At 39.4% G+C, this 14,392-nt stretch carries 14 protein-coding genes; 1 reads left to right on the top strand and 13 read right to left on the bottom strand.

The genetic code is table 11. The features are described 5' to 3' along the window. The coding region (locus tag DAHG_RS18685; protein WP_034456588.1) for an esterase family protein at nucleotides 1–691 on the top strand (691 nt) is incomplete at its 5' end. Between the two features lie 55 nt (nucleotides 692–746). Here DAHG_RS18685 and DAHG_RS03555 read toward each other — a convergent pair. From DAHG_RS03555 to DAHG_RS03615, 13 genes are all read right to left on the bottom strand, one after another. Next, nucleotides 747–1,292 carry a hypothetical protein gene (locus tag DAHG_RS03555; RefSeq protein WP_022936948.1) on the bottom strand — a complete coding sequence of 182 codons (546 nt, stop codon included), beginning with the start codon at nucleotides 1,290–1,292 and terminating at the stop codon, nucleotides 747–749. Nucleotides 1,293–1,498: 206 nt separating this feature from the next. Then, on the bottom strand, nucleotides 1,499–1,954 hold the full coding sequence (locus DAHG_RS03560) for a MarR family winged helix-turn-helix transcriptional regulator (protein ID WP_022936949.1): 456 nt from the start codon (nucleotides 1,952–1,954) through the stop codon (nucleotides 1,499–1,501). Beyond that, the gene (locus tag DAHG_RS03565) at nucleotides 1,951–2,862 is read right to left on the bottom strand and encodes a diacylglycerol/lipid kinase family protein (protein ID WP_022936950.1); all 912 of its coding nucleotides are present in this window, start codon (nucleotides 2,860–2,862) and stop codon (nucleotides 1,951–1,953) included. Before DAHG_RS03565 ends, DAHG_RS03560 begins: the two co-directional genes overlap by 4 nt. 218 nt (nucleotides 2,863–3,080) lie before the next feature. Continuing rightward, the gene (locus DAHG_RS03570) at nucleotides 3,081–3,929 is read right to left on the bottom strand and encodes an aldo/keto reductase (protein ID WP_022936951.1); all 849 of its coding nucleotides are present in this window, start codon (nucleotides 3,927–3,929) and stop codon (nucleotides 3,081–3,083) included. A gap of 12 nt (nucleotides 3,930–3,941) precedes the next feature. Further along, the gene (locus tag DAHG_RS03575; protein ID WP_022936952.1) at nucleotides 3,942–5,063 is read right to left on the bottom strand and encodes an aldo/keto reductase; all 1,122 of its coding nucleotides are present in this window, start codon (nucleotides 5,061–5,063) and stop codon (nucleotides 3,942–3,944) included. A gap of 9 nt (nucleotides 5,064–5,072) precedes the next feature. Continuing rightward, a complete protein-coding gene (locus DAHG_RS03580; RefSeq protein ID WP_022936953.1) occupies nucleotides 5,073–5,636 on the bottom strand; it encodes a sugar O-acetyltransferase in 564 nt (187 codons plus the stop codon). Continuing rightward, nucleotides 5,623–6,990, bottom strand: coding sequence for an MATE family efflux transporter (locus DAHG_RS03585; RefSeq protein WP_022936954.1), 1,368 nt, complete (start codon nucleotides 6,988–6,990; stop codon nucleotides 5,623–5,625). The genes DAHG_RS03580 and DAHG_RS03585 overlap by 14 nt, the downstream gene beginning before the upstream one ends. A 266-nt stretch (nucleotides 6,991–7,256) precedes the next feature. Continuing rightward, nucleotides 7,257–7,775 (bottom strand): rhodanese-like domain-containing protein, encoded by a 519-nt coding sequence (locus DAHG_RS03590; RefSeq protein WP_022936955.1) that lies wholly within the window; start codon nucleotides 7,773–7,775, stop codon nucleotides 7,257–7,259. A gap of 13 nt (nucleotides 7,776–7,788) precedes the next feature. After that, complete coding sequence (locus tag DAHG_RS03595) at nucleotides 7,789–8,211, bottom strand: C-GCAxxG-C-C family protein (RefSeq protein ID WP_022936956.1); 423 nt, start codon at nucleotides 8,209–8,211, stop codon at nucleotides 7,789–7,791. A gap of 11 nt (nucleotides 8,212–8,222) precedes the next feature. Beyond that, nucleotides 8,223–9,386 (bottom strand): iron-containing alcohol dehydrogenase, encoded by a 1,164-nt coding sequence (locus DAHG_RS03600; RefSeq protein ID WP_022936957.1) that lies wholly within the window; start codon nucleotides 9,384–9,386, stop codon nucleotides 8,223–8,225. Between the two features lie 242 nt (nucleotides 9,387–9,628). Further along, on the bottom strand, nucleotides 9,629–10,198 hold the full coding sequence (locus DAHG_RS03605; protein WP_022936958.1) for an ECF transporter S component: 570 nt from the start codon (nucleotides 10,196–10,198) through the stop codon (nucleotides 9,629–9,631). Nucleotides 10,199–10,261: 63 nt separating this feature from the next. After that, complete coding sequence (locus DAHG_RS03610) at nucleotides 10,262–12,793, bottom strand: excinuclease ABC subunit UvrA (protein ID WP_022936959.1); 2,532 nt, start codon at nucleotides 12,791–12,793, stop codon at nucleotides 10,262–10,264. 148 nt (nucleotides 12,794–12,941) lie between these two features. Next, the gene (locus DAHG_RS03615) at nucleotides 12,942–14,324 is read right to left on the bottom strand and encodes an MATE family efflux transporter (RefSeq protein ID WP_022936960.1); all 1,383 of its coding nucleotides are present in this window, start codon (nucleotides 14,322–14,324) and stop codon (nucleotides 12,942–12,944) included. Nucleotides 14,325–14,392: the final 68 nt, after the last annotated feature.

The following is a 14,392-nucleotide window of genomic DNA, read 5'->3' on the forward strand; positions in this document are numbered from 1 at the left end:
ACACGGCGGCAAGCCATGCCTGGTTTTTCCATCTCAGGATGGGCGCTTCTTTGATTATGAAAACAATGGCATGATTGAGGCAGCGAAGGAGTATATCGATGCGGGTAAGATTCAGTTTTTCTGTGTTGACAGCATCGATAAAGAAACATGGTCTGATGAATATGGCGATGCCAGACACCGCATTGAACTGCATGAACGCTATTATAACTATATTATTGAAGAATTAGTACCGAGAATTTTTGAAATCAACAAAAATGATCAAGGTTATTATGCTCAAGGTCTGATGACGACCGGCAACAGCATGGGAGCAGCTCATTGCGTCAATTTCTTCCTGCGCCGGCCCGATATCTTCAACATCTGTCTGGCTTTAAGCGGTATTTATGATGCCGGATATTTCTTCAAGGGATACATGGACGAGCTGGTATACCGCAATTCACCGCTTGATTATTTAAAGAATCTGCCTGCGAATCATCCTTATATTGAAAAATACAATCAATCACGCATCGTATTATGCTGCGGACAGGGTGACTGGGAACATGACATGGTGAAAAGTACCCATCAGATGCAGTATCTGTTTGAGAAAATGGGTGTTCATGCATGGTTTGATTATTGGGGCTATGATGTTGCTCATGATTGGTGCTGGTGGCGCCGTCAGCTTCCTTATTTCTTGAATTTTCTGCTTGATTATTAAACAAATAGCTGCTTGATAGGATTAATACCTATGAAGCAGCTATTTTTATGATGAATTATTCATTTAATATAAGTGTGCGATCTAAAAATTGAATTATTTTCGAAATTGTTGGATTCTTATTTGTCAATTCCCCATCTACATCGTTTGTGTCAATATAAAGCACATTCACATACACCGATTGATTGACTAAAGATGCACGCACAAGCATTCTCGGATCATTAATCGAAGTATCCTTTTTTAAGTTTATTGTCATCGGCAGTTCATGATAGTTAATGTTTATTGTTTTATCAACACGATTCCAATACTTATCATTGAATTTTAATATGTCATAACCCTTTGTACTTTTGCATACTTGCATATAGACCTTATCATTGTTAGGGTAAATGCCAAACATCACGTATGTTTTCTTAGATGGGAAAAGAATACTGTAATAATGATGGGTTTGATTCAGCTTAAAATCATCAGTTTGCCATTCAACATGAAACTGCTGGGCAATTACTGATGGGCTTTCTGCCGGCCGCTCATGTCTCACACTGTCATAAAGCAGCAATGCGATGCTGCAGCAAGAAATCGCAACAAATAATTTGAATTTACTCTTCATAATTTTCTCCCTCCATCCCATACCTTTTCGCTCATTGCCGAACTATCCGAATACTGAATCTTATAAATTTATTATAATACAGCTTCACACGCTTTGCATTACCTCAAGAAGATTAAACCCTGTGCTTATCCATATAACCGTAGAAAAGCCCCATATTAGACTTATTCTTTGCAACAGTCTAATATGGAGCCTATTAATGCTATTTATCATTTATCCGTCTGCAGTGCCTTTAGATTTTTTTCTATTTTAGCACAGGCTGTATATAATGTTGTCAGTTCTTCCAAAGAAACATCTTTAAAAATTGTCAGCGCAAACTCACGGTCTTTTTCGAGCCATTGCCGGGATGCAATCTGATATTTTCGTGTGGGAATCAGACGCAGTGAGCGTGAATCACTTTTATCCTTCTCAATTTTTAGATAGTTCTTTTCCTGAAGCTTAACAGCAATTTGCTTCGCGTTTTGATGTGAGGTACCCAATGCATCAGCCGCTGCCCGTAAGGTCGGCGGTTTTTCAAACAAATGGGTAACCACCAGCATAAAATACCATTGTTTAAAGGTTAATTCAGTAAAATACGCGTTACCGCAGGCATCCAGCTCATTCGCTATCTGAAGCAGAGCGGTTAATACCAGAAACCGTGAATTCAATGACTGCGGCTGATTCATACCAAAGGCTGCTCCTCATTGCGCACAATAAATTCAACGGCTTTTGGCAGATTTCTGATTACCATCGTTTGATGATTTCCGCCAAATTCACCGTCAAGTGTCCATGGCACTGGTGTTTCACAGGTGATTTTTACCTTTGATAATTTGCGGTGAACCAGCCAGCTGGAGTTTTCATCCTGAGTCAGCAGGGCGGCGATAATTGTCTGTAAATCAAGCAGATTATTCGGCCGATGGACAAGCAGCAATTCAAACAGACCGTCATCCAGCTGCACATCTTTTAAGGACATTGCCTGAAACCCGCCGACGGAAGTAGAATTACTGATTTGACCATAGATAAAATCACCCTCGATCAATTCATTTTCACATTCCACTTTCAAATGATAGGTGACAATGTTGGTCAGGCTTTTGATGCCTTCAAGGATATAAGCAGCACGGCCAAAGTTATTTTTAAAATCCTGTGGGGTAGAATAGGAAACCTCTGTAAACGCGCCAAAGGCGGCTACATACATGAAAATCCGATCATTAAAATGACCTACGTCACACAAAAAGCCCTTTCCATCGATAATTTGCTGGGCAGCCGCCGGCAGATTGTTTTTTGGTATCTGCAATGATGAAGCAAAATCATTGGTTGTGCCTGCCGGCAGATAACCAATCGGTATATGGCGTTCATCCTTTACCAAACCGCTGACAACTTCATTTAATGTGCCGTCACCACCGCTGCAGACAAGCAAATCATAATGCAGGGCCGCATCACTGGCAAGCTGTGTCGCTTCCCCTTTAGCCTGAGTCGTTACGACCGAAACCTGCCACTGATGCTTGACAAAAAGATCAATGACATCGCACAGATAACGTTTAATCATGCCCTTACCGGCATGGGGGTTTACAATGATTAAGACTCTTCGATTCACAATATCCGCTCCTCACTAATAGCATAAAGATATTTTACACCAAAGCTAGAAAATTGCATACTTTTAAACATGTGAAATTATGGGGTAGAATTGGCACACAATCAAAATCTAAATCATATAGCCATCTAACTACAGTAGTAATTAATTTAATCAAAAATAATCATTAATTTAACTCTAACAACTTATAATATAAATCGAATCAAGATTTGACCCTGCGATTAGAAATCAACTTGATCTGGATGCTTCCCAGAGGCTCCAAATGGCGGCATTCTATTGATCAATTCCATATCCTCATCGGTTATTACAAAATCAAACACTTGTGAATTTTCAATAATGCGAGCTGGGGTAATCGATTTAGGAAGCGGAAGCACATTGTTTTGCAGACACCAGCGAATGCATAGCTGAGCTGTCGACTTATTGTACTTTGCAGCAATTTTTTGCAACATTTCATTTTTAAGTACACGCCCGGTACCAAGCGGACTCCATGCTTCCACCAAAATATTCTTACTTTGACAATAAGCAACCGTTTCTGCCTGCATGTGACCTGGGTGAAACTCAATCTGATTAACCATTGGTGCAATCTCTGTTTCCAGTAATGCTTTTAAATGATGCGGCATAAAATTCGATACCCCTATTGCTTTAATGCGGCCTGCTTTATAAAGTTCAGTCATTGCCCGCCATGTATCCAAATTGATTTGTTCCCAATCAAAATATTTTGATTCAGAAGCCGGCCAATGAATAAGATATAAATCCAGATAATCCAATTGAAGATCAGTCAGTGTTTTTTCAAAAGCGGCCAATGTTTTTGTGTAGCCCCTTTCAGTATTCCATAGTTTACTTGTAATAAATAATGCTTCTCTATCGATTCCAGACGCTTTGATACCTTGACCAATACTGATTTCATTGCCGTAAACGGCAGCTGTGTCAATATGTCTGTAACCCGCATCAATCGCTGTTTTAACAGCTTGAATCGCTGTATCACCATTGGGTGTCTGCCATGTGCCAAATCCAACACATGGAATCGGATAACTATTTTGTAAAATAAATGAATCAGTAATTTTTTCCATTTTAATTTCCTCCTATTGCTGATCAAATTTAGCGGCTGCTTCCTTCAGAAGTTCAATAATTGACAGATGCTGAGGACATACGCTCTCACATTGTCCGCACGCAATACAATCTGACGCATGTCCAGAACTGCTTACCAAGCCTCGGTAGAACAACCTCGGCCGATTATCACCTGGGTACAAGCGAATAGTGTTTAATGCCCTAAATACATCCGGTATTCGAATACTTGATGGACAACCGTCACAGCAATATTGACAAGCCGTACACTGAATCAGCGGCATATCCTGCATCTTTTTCACTACATTTTCTATAATTTGTTTTTCTTGTTCGTTTAAAGCCTCAAAATTTGTAAAGGTTTTTAAATTATCATTTATTTGTTCCTCATTTGACATACCACTTAAAATGGTAACTACCCCATCTAGTGAACCGACAAAGCGCAATGCCCAAGAAGCAATCGACTTATCTGGATGAACCTCTTTCATCATATTTTCAAGCTCTGGCTGCAATGATGCAAGCATCCCGCCTTTAACTGGCTCCATCACTATGATTGGAATATGACGGTCATAAAGAATTTCATAAAGTCTGCCTGAATGAACCAATGGATTATTCCAATCAGCATAGTTGAGCTGAATTTGGACAAACTCTACTTCCGGATGACTGTTTAGCACTTGTATTAATAATTCTGGTGTACCATGAAAAGAAAAACCAAAATGCTTAATTTTTCCCTCAGCCTTCTTTTTCATCGCCCATTCAAAGCATCCATATTTAACATAAGTATTGTAATTGCTGCCGTCTTCCAAACTATGCAGCAAATAAAAATCAAAATAATCAACCCCGGCACGTTTCAGTTGTTCATTAAAAATAATGTCACAATCCTCTGGATTTTTCATTGTCCATGCAGGCAGCTTGGTAGCCAGATAAAATGATTCTCGCGGATAACGATCTACCAAAGTCTCCTTAATGGCAGTTTCAGACTTGCCGCCATGATACACATAGGCTGTATCAAAATAATTAAAACCAGCCTGCATGTAGGCATCGACCATTTTACTCATTCTCGGTATATCGATCTCACCGTTATTTACTGGTAATCTCATCAAACCAAACCCTAATTTGGGCATTTTTATTGCTAGACTCATTATCTCCTCCTAAATATCATTTTCTAACTGCTTAATAATTGAAGCTGGAATACCTGCAGCTAGACAATTATCTGGTATATCCTTTGTAACAACAGCACCAGCGGCTATTACGACATTACTGCCTATAGTAACACCCGGTAAAATTGTAACATTACCGCCGATCCATACATCGCTGCCAATATTGACTGGCTTGGCAATGCCAAGATGACGGCGGCGGCCAAGCGGTGAAAGCGGATGATTTACCGTAGTGATCAGTGTGTTTGGCCCTATCATCACATAATCACCAATATTAACGGGAGCAACATCCAAAATGGTCACATTATAATTTGCCAGAAAATTCTTTCCCACATGTATATTTCTGCCGCAGTCACAGTTAAATACAGGTAAAACCGTGGCATTTTCCCCGGCAGAACCAAATAAGGTGTTGATAACTGCCGTCCGTTCTTCATTTTCTTGCATAGGGATTGCGTTCAATGCTTGACACCATTTTAACGCATGCAGCTTTCTGCCATCTATCTTTGCATCCCAAAAATCATATTCCATGCCTGCTTCTAATTTTTCAAGTTCTGTCATTTAATTCCTCCTTTATGTTAAAGGGCTTTTGTATCAAAAACACAATAATTAAGAAAAGCGCACAAGAAACCCAGATAATCGGTTCAGTCAAACAAACAGACCAATAACCCCATCTAGGAATCAGCCATATTCCTGCAATCAGTTTTACAATTAATTCTAAGGAACTTGATATAATGGGTAATAATTTGCGTCCTATTGCCTGTAAACTTGTCCTAAGTGCCAGCAATACTCCCAATGCCGGAAAGCATACAAAATGAAAATTTAAACTAAGTACTGCATTATCAATTATATAATTATCGGCAGTACCAGTCAGCATTCGTACAGTCGTTGAACCTAGTAATAAAACAATAAAACATGAAAGCAAGCCCCAGCCTATTTCCATAGCCATCACCTTTTTCAGAGCCTGATGGATACGTCTTGTTTTACCGGCACCCCAATTCTGACTGGTAAAGGTTGAATATGCAGTGGCAATAGATGCTAACGGCATCATCATAATACCGATAATCTTTCTAGCTGATGTATGAGCCACTATCAGCATTTCACCAAGTCCGTTAATCGCTCGCTGATAAAGAACTGAACCAATATCCACTACGCACAGCATGAACGCCATCGCAAAGCCAGTTGCTGCCATTTCTTTAAGCAGTGGTATTTCTAAATAAAAATGTTGTCGGCTGGGAAGTATTTCATGGTATTTACAAAGCACATAAATACCAGATAAAATTGCGCTGAGACTTTCTGCAATTACTGTTGCCAAAGCTGCACCTTCTACACCCCAGCTAAAACCAATAATGAACAAGCAGTCAAGACTAAGATTAATGGCACAGGATATAATCAAAAAATAAAGCGGTGTTTTGCTATTTCCAACTGCTCTCATGATACCTGCCAGCATATTATAAATAATTGTTGCCAGCATACCAGCGATAATGATTGCTATATAAGCATAAGCATCCGAAAATATACTATCTGGTATATTCATCAATTTCATTAAGGGTGTTAAAAAACATAGTGAAAATGACGTTATCATTAAAGTAATAGCCAAATTCAATATCACCATTGATGCAATTGATCGTTTTAATTTCTCTTGATTCTTGGCTCCGAATGCACGAGCCACTACGATACCATATCCGCTATTCAAACCTGAAGCAAAATTCATAAGCAATGAAAATAAAGAGCTTGTAGCACCAATTGCCGCAATTGCAGCATCGCCGATATTATATCCTGCTATCATTGTATCTGCCACATTATAAATTTGTTGAAAAACATTGCCAATAAACAACGGAATCGCAAAAACTAAAATCAGTCTAACTGGGCTGCCTACTGTCATATCATTTGTTATTGTATTTCTGTATGTCAAGCTCTCTCCTCCTAATAATATACAGGGAAACCAATAATTATCCCATCAGTCGCCTGCATTATACTAGGCGTTTCATTAGCTAAATCATCAAAACATAGTCATTTTTTATTGCTTTTTTAAGCAATACAGTTATACATCTTTTCTCCTATAAGATATCTGTACATGAATTATACTTATTAGGACACTGTCACTTTGCAAGTGTAAAATAGATTTCCCTTTTCATGAAAAAAAGCCATTAACCAATTGAACCCTCATGAACAGCTAGCTTATTGTTTAGATAACCATTCATTATAATCATCAAACAAAGGTGAACCATCTATATATGAAATTTCAGGTATATCAGGCCGAAGTTCCCGCATACGTTCATAAGCTTCCGGAACAATCATTCCAAGCCTACAATGCATCAAAACAGGTCTGTCAGTTGGTATATCCATATAAAATGCATCTTCTTCTTCACTGTTCAACTCTTCAATCGGAATATTTATAGCACCTACAAAATGGTTTTTGTTGTACCATTTTGCAGCTGCTACATCAATAATTACCAAATTTTCTGTTTTTTTCATATAATCTAACGCTTCTTCTGGTGACAAAGCACCAATTGCGTTTTGACTTTCTTCTATCATTTGTGATTCCTCCTGCGATTTAAATACTCCAGATGTTGCAGAATTTTCTGAATCATCTGTCTGCAAAGATTCTCGATTCATTGCAGCTTCAGGATATTTTTCCACATTACAGGCGGACACTATCATCAAAATAATAAATATTATGGATATCGTTCTTTTCACAGTCTTATCCCCTCTAATCATTTTCTTTCAAAGAATTGTTAAGAATTTGATTGATAATTAATACTGCATCTTTTACCTTCATCCCGCACTGAAATGCTTTCGGACATTCGTCATGAAGTATTTCCCGGCAAGTTATGCCGCCATATTCTTTTCGAAAAATTTTCGCAGCTTGACAGACTTTGTCATAAACTTTTTGCCGTGTTACACCATGGTCAGGCACTCCTTTACTGGAATAATAGCTAATGATGGCAGTAGCAGCAGTAAGCGCACCACAAACCTCCTGCATACCGCCCATGCCTCCGCCGAAGCCTTCCATAATTCTGCATGCTGTTAATTCATCAATTCCCATATCTTGAGCATATGCACAAAATACCGCTTGCGAACAAGTATAGCCTTTTCCATATGCAAGACCGGCCTGTTTCAATTTATCATCCAAGAGCTGTCACCTTACCGATAAGATTTTAAATAGATTTCTAAATAATCACTATCTGTTAATGGCAACGGATCAGCCGTAATATCACCGCCAAGCACTTCATGAATTTTCTGCGGATACAATGACAATTCTTCTTTTGTAATACCTGCATCGCTCATTTTAAGATCATCACAGCCAACAGCAGCAATTAATGCATCCAATGCCTTAATAAAATCTTTCCCAGAGGAAGGATTCTCAACACCCATAGCCTTTGCCATCTTTATCATTGGTTCTTCAGCAGCTTTTCTTTCAGCAAAGAAATCATAATATGCATGAGCCGTCATAATCAGACCGGCACCATGAATTAGATTTTCATGAAAGCTTCCCATAACATGTTCAATAGTATGAGCTGAAGTACAAAGCATATAGTAAGCAGCAAGCGAATTAGCTAGTGCCATATTTTCACGCGCTTCTTTATTACTTCCATCCTTATATGCAATGGGCAGATATTTAGCAACTAATTCAATTGCCTTGAGCGCAAACATTTCACCCATCGGATGTTCATTTTTATTAATTACACTTTCAGAAGCATGAAAAAATGTATCCATTCCTTGATAAGCAGTCAGCGCTGGCGGCACACTCATCATCAATTCAGCATCTACAATAGAGAGTGTTGGAAACATAGACGGGAAGAAAATACCTGTTTTTTCCTTTAATTCATCATCAGAGATAACAGCGGCAATATCTACTTCACTGCCGGTTCCAGCAGAAGTAGTAATACATACGATAGGCAAAGCCTCAAACTCAGCAATCTTCTTACCGCCATTTTTACTTAAACTGTAATCCCAGATATCCCCTGGATTTACAGCCATTAACGCGATACACTTACTGCAATCCATGACTGAACCGCCGCCTAAAGCAACTACGAAATCACAGCTGTTATCTTTGACTGCTTGTGCGCCATCCATAACATTTTTGCGGGTTGGATTCGGTCGAATCTGATCAAATAGAACATACTCCACACCAGCAGCCGTTAGTTCCTTCTGCAGCCGTGATAGATAACCGTATTTCTTTACAGATTGTCCATTCGAAGTAACAATTAATGCTTTTTTACCCGGCAGCTTTTCTTCATGCAGATGATTCAGCTGTCCAAATCCAAAAAGCACACGAGTTGGCATGTTAAAAGTAAAGTTATTCATAATAATTCCTCCTAAAGTTTATTAACTTTAGTTAAAGTATAAGATTCTGTGTTCACATATTCAGCGCTAAATCTTAATAAATATGGTGGTAAATTCTCACATTATGTTTCAGCACTTAACATGTAGCAGCATCAAAAAAATACCGCCTTCCTTTTGCGGACAGCGGTATGACTCTGATTCATAAAATAACAGCTATGTGTTAAAAACACGATAAACTTAGCAGCAACACTATCTTTGTTTTATTAGTTGGCTGACAGTTTAGATGTGTTATTTATTTTTTTCTTAAACGGCAGCACTTTAGTGCGGTCCAGCGCAACCATAATGGCTGGAACAAGTACGAGCTGCAACAGGATACCAGGAACAGCATTCAAGAGCGCCCCACCAATGAATGCCTGTAAGGTAAACGTATTCCCGATAATGCCTAAAAGCACACTCTGCACGATACCCCAAACTACACGGCCGGCAATCATTGCAGTAAACAAACAGCAGTATAAGGCTTTGATACACTGCCAGCGTGATTTTTCATACAGCAAGCCAGCAACAACAGCATATGTTGACAATTCAAAAGCCATTGATAAAGCGGTTGGATATAAAGGCGGCATACCAAATACCACACTGCGTAAAATCGGCAGTACAAAAGCCATTGATAGACCATATTTCCAGCCACAGATCAATGCACACAAGAATACAGGTAAATGCATAGGCAGCAGCATACTGCCTAGCTGTGGAATTTGTCCAGTAAATATAGGCAGCACCATACCAATAGCAAGAAACATTGCAGTTAAAGTCATATTTTTCATATTGTTATTCATAATAGTAATCTCCTCGTATCAAATCAAATTAATTCACAGCTAAAATTTGCTGAAAATTATACATTACCTTTTTCGATTATTTAAGTATTTCCCCGTAATACTTTTTGGATTAGCAGCAACTTCCTCAGGTGTTCCAACCGCAACTATACAACCACCTGCCATGCCTCCTCCTGGTCCCATATCAATAATATAATCAGCATTGGAAATAATATCTAAATCATGTTCAATGACAAGAACCGTAGCACCAGCTTCTACCAAACGATCAAACACTGACAATAAAACTCGGACATCAAGCGGATGCAGTCCGATGGTTGGTTCGTCAAAAACAAATACCTTTCCAGACTGCTGCCTGCCCATTTCGGATGCTAGCTTTAATCGTTGAGCTTCACCTCCGGACAAGCTAGGTGTTGCTTCGCCAAGCGTAAGATAACCGAGTCCTAAATCCTGTAAAATCTGCAGCCGCTGGCTCACTGTTTTAATATCCTCACATGCCGTCAATGCTTGCTTCACATCCATAGCCATTATTTCTGACAAAGAGTATGCTTTTCCAGCCTTATTTACACGCTTAATCTGTTCTGCTTGCCTTGCATATCTCGACCCTCTGCACTCTGGGCATGGTATTTCTACATCTGGAAGAAACTGTACATCCAAACTGATACTTCCAGTACCATCACAAATTGGACAGCGAAGCTTACCTGTGTTATATGAAAAATCACCAGCCTTGTACTGCAAGGCTTTAGCATCTGATGTTCTTGCGTAAATCTTGCGCAATTCATCATGCACATTGACGTAGGTAGCCACCGTCGAGCGTACATTGATACCAATTGGTGTCGCGTCAATTAACTTAACTTGCTGTATCTGCTTTGCTGAAATTTCCTTTACATGCTTAGGAAGTCTTTTCCCTGCAATAACAGCTTCTAAACCAGGCAGCAAGCTTTCCAGTATCAAGGTTGTTTTGCCAGATCCAGACACACCAGTTATGACTGTAAGTCTGCCTTGTGGAATATCAACCGTTAATGGCTTTACGGTATGGATTGTATCTGTTAATAAATGAATTTTTCCAAAATCAAATATATGATTGAGTGCTGTCCTTTTTCTTATCCGTATATATTCATTTGAAAGAAATGGTCCAATTTGAGAAGCAGGATTCTTTTTTATCTCTGAAATCTTTCCTTGCGCAATCACCTGACCGCCATCAGCACCAGCTTCTGGCCCCATTTCCACAAGCCAATCAGCTTCCGACAAAATTTGTGTATCATGGTCCACTAGCACAATGGAATTCCCATCGGCCAGCAAATCATGCATAACACCTGAAAGTCCTACAATATTTGAAGGGTGCAGACCAATCGATGGTTCATCAAGTACATATAAAACTCCTGTAGTACGATTGCGAACAGCCCGTGCTAATTGCATCCGCTGCCGCTCGCCGGTAGAAAGTGTTGCGGCCGCACGGTCAAGGCTAAGATATCCCAAACCCAAATCTATCAGTCGTTTCGCCGCTGACTGAAATGATTCGCAGATTGATTCAGCCATCGACTGCATTTCCTTTGGCAATGATAGCGGCACCTCAGCAACCCATAACACTAATTGATCGAGCGTCATCTTACAGGCTTCATCCAGGGAAATACCCATCAGCTTAGGCTTTCTTGCCGCTGCTGAAAGCCGAGAACCGCCGCAATCCGGACAGACTCCCTGTTTTAAAAACTTTTCTACGCGCTTCATGCCCTTTTCATCTTTTACTTTGGCAAGGGCATTCTCCACCGTATAATTAGCATTGAAATAAGTGAAATCCAATTCCCCTGCTTGATTACTGCCATTCTTAGGTTTATAGAAAATATGTTTTTTTATTGCTGGACCGTGAAAAACTATATCGCGCTCCTTTTCAGTTAATTGGCTAAATGGGACATCAGTACGAACTCCCATTGCACGGCATACATCAGTCATCAGCGACCACATTAAAGTATTCCAAGGTGCAACCGCCCCCTCATCAATGCTCAAAGATTCATCAGGAACAAGGGTTTCTTGATCAACTGTACGCACAATACCTGTGCCGCCGCAGGTACGGCAAGCTCCCTGACTGTTAAAAGATAGTTCTTTAGCCGAAAGACCAAAAAAACGCTGATTACATTCAGGACAGACTAGCTCCTGCCCAGCCGCAACTGCCAATGATGGCTGCAAATAGTGTCCATTGGGGCAGCAATGATTAGCAAGTCGTGAAAACATCAGACGCAGATTATTTAAAAGTTCAGTTCCAGTCCCAAATGTACTGCGAATACCTGGTACACCCGGCCGCTGATGTAATGCCAACGCTGCTGGAATATAAAGTACCTCATCTACCTGTGCCTTGGCTGCCTGTGTCATACGGCGGCGAGTATAAGTTGAAAGAGCATCAAGATAGCGTCTTGAACCTTCCGCATACAAAACACCCAGTGCCAGCGAAGATTTCCCAGAACCTGATACGCCAGCAATACCAACAATCTGATTTAATGGTATATCCACATCAATATTTTTCAAATTATGCACCCTAGCATTCCGTACTTGAATTTTGTTAGGAATCTTATTTTTAATTAATTCATTTTCCTTTTGTACACCCATTATGCGTCACCTGCCCAGTTATTTTATTTCTTATTCATTATATCATTTTTAATGCTGATTGACAGAATAGCCAATTCACGCACAGATAAAAGCTTTATTTATATGATCAGCAGCGCATTTTATTTCATGTCGCTTCAAATATACCTCGCTACTCAATCACCAAAATTGTTTCCTCTCTTGTGATATTTTTCAGCCAGCCATATTTTTTATAATGTAGAATAGCAGCCGGAACTTTCACTACCTCGTCAAGATTGATGATAAGAAATACAATGACTACGGGCAGTTGAAAATAAAAAGCTGCTAAGAATCCTGCCGGAACAGCAAATGCCCACATCGTGACAGTATCACATATCAAACCAAATTTAGAATCACCGCCAGCGGGAAATACACCAGCAATTGTCATCATATTTATTGATTTAGCAATCATGTAACAAGCACAAAACAAAAGCATCCATTTTAAATAATCAGTTGCTTGCGGACTTAAGACTGTCACATGTATAATCAATGGCGAAATGGCAACTAACAGCAAACCCGATATAATACCACTGATTACCGCCATTTTCCAAAGAATGCCGCCGTATTTTTTTGCTTGCTGCAAATTTCCCATACCGAGCTCATTGCCGACAATGATACCGCCACCATTAGCAAGCCCTGTACAAAAGCTTACAATTAAATTCTTTACAATATTGGCAATCGAGTTAGCAGCAACTGCGTCATTACCCAAATGACCCATAATAACCGAATACATTGTAAAGCCAACACCCCAAACAAGATAATCACCCAGCATTGGTAAACTGTATCGCCAATAATCTTTTACTAATTGCTTATTTGCAGAAAAACACAGTCTTAGATGAAGCCGCGCATGCTTCTTACGCAAGGATTCAGCAAATGCCCATATCAATTCAATAAATTTTGATATAGAAGTTGCAAGAGCGGCACCGGCGATACCCATTTCAGGGAAAAGATACAAGCCAAAAATAAGTGCTGCATTAAAGAAAATGTTGATAATCACAGAAGTTGATCCAATAACCATACTTTTTACAGCAAAACCGGTATTTTTCAATATGCAGAGATAAATTTGTGATATTCCAGTAAATATATAAGATACTGCAACAAGTCGCAGATATACGACACCACCCGCTATTAATTGTGGCTCCTGTGTGAAAATCCGCATCAGCATTTCCGGAGCAAAAAAAGAAATCAGGAAAAATGCTGAAGAGATTAAAAACGATACTTTTGTAACATAAGCAAATATTTTTTCAATTGAATTCATATCATTTTTACCATAATATTGTGCTGCTAAAATACTTGTTCCCATTGTCAAGCCACCCATAAAAAGATTGAATACAAATGTTATCTGACCGGCCAGAGATACTGCTGAAAGTGAATCCTGATTAACAAAGCCAAGCATCAATGCATCTGATGCACTAACAGCTGCTAACATAAACTGTTGAAATGCAATTGGCAATACGAGGGATAACAGCTTTCGGTAAAAGACAGTGTTTTCACTGTTTAATGTTTTAGATTTCATAAAACACCTCCTAAACTTAATGATCTGATTATAAATAAAAGCGACTGACAAAGCAGCGCTAAAACTTA

It is taken from the genome of Dielma fastidiosa (genome assembly GCF_000313565.1).
Taxonomy (GTDB): Bacteria; Bacillota_I; Bacilli_A; order Erysipelotrichales; family Erysipelotrichaceae; genus Dielma; species Dielma fastidiosa.

Excerpts from the sequence above, each read along its gene's own strand:
- DAHG_RS03570 (WP_022936951.1), bottom strand. The coding sequence starts at position 3,929 with ATGGAAAAAATTACTGATTCATTTATTTTACAAAATAGTTATCCGATT.
- DAHG_RS03555 (WP_022936948.1), bottom strand. The coding sequence starts at position 1,292 with ATGAAGAGTAAATTCAAATTATTTGTTGCGATTTCTTGCTGCAGCATC.
- DAHG_RS03560 (WP_022936949.1), bottom strand. The coding sequence starts at position 1,954 with ATGAATCAGCCGCAGTCATTGAATTCACGGTTTCTGGTATTAACCGCT.
- DAHG_RS03605 (WP_022936958.1), bottom strand. The coding sequence starts at position 10,198 with ATGAATAACAATATGAAAAATATGACTTTAACTGCAATGTTTCTTGCT.
- DAHG_RS03610 (WP_022936959.1), bottom strand. The coding sequence starts at position 12,793 with ATGGGTGTACAAAAGGAAAATGAATTAATTAAAAATAAGATTCCTAAC.
- DAHG_RS03580 (WP_022936953.1), bottom strand. The coding sequence starts at position 5,636 with ATGACAGAACTTGAAAAATTAGAAGCAGGCATGGAATATGATTTTTGG.
- DAHG_RS03575 (WP_022936952.1), bottom strand. The coding sequence starts at position 5,063 with ATGAGTCTAGCAATAAAAATGCCCAAATTAGGGTTTGGTTTGATGAGA.
- DAHG_RS03600 (WP_022936957.1), bottom strand. The coding sequence starts at position 9,386 with ATGAATAACTTTACTTTTAACATGCCAACTCGTGTGCTTTTTGGATTT.
- DAHG_RS03615 (WP_022936960.1), bottom strand. The coding sequence starts at position 14,324 with ATGAAATCTAAAACATTAAACAGTGAAAACACTGTCTTTTACCGAAAG.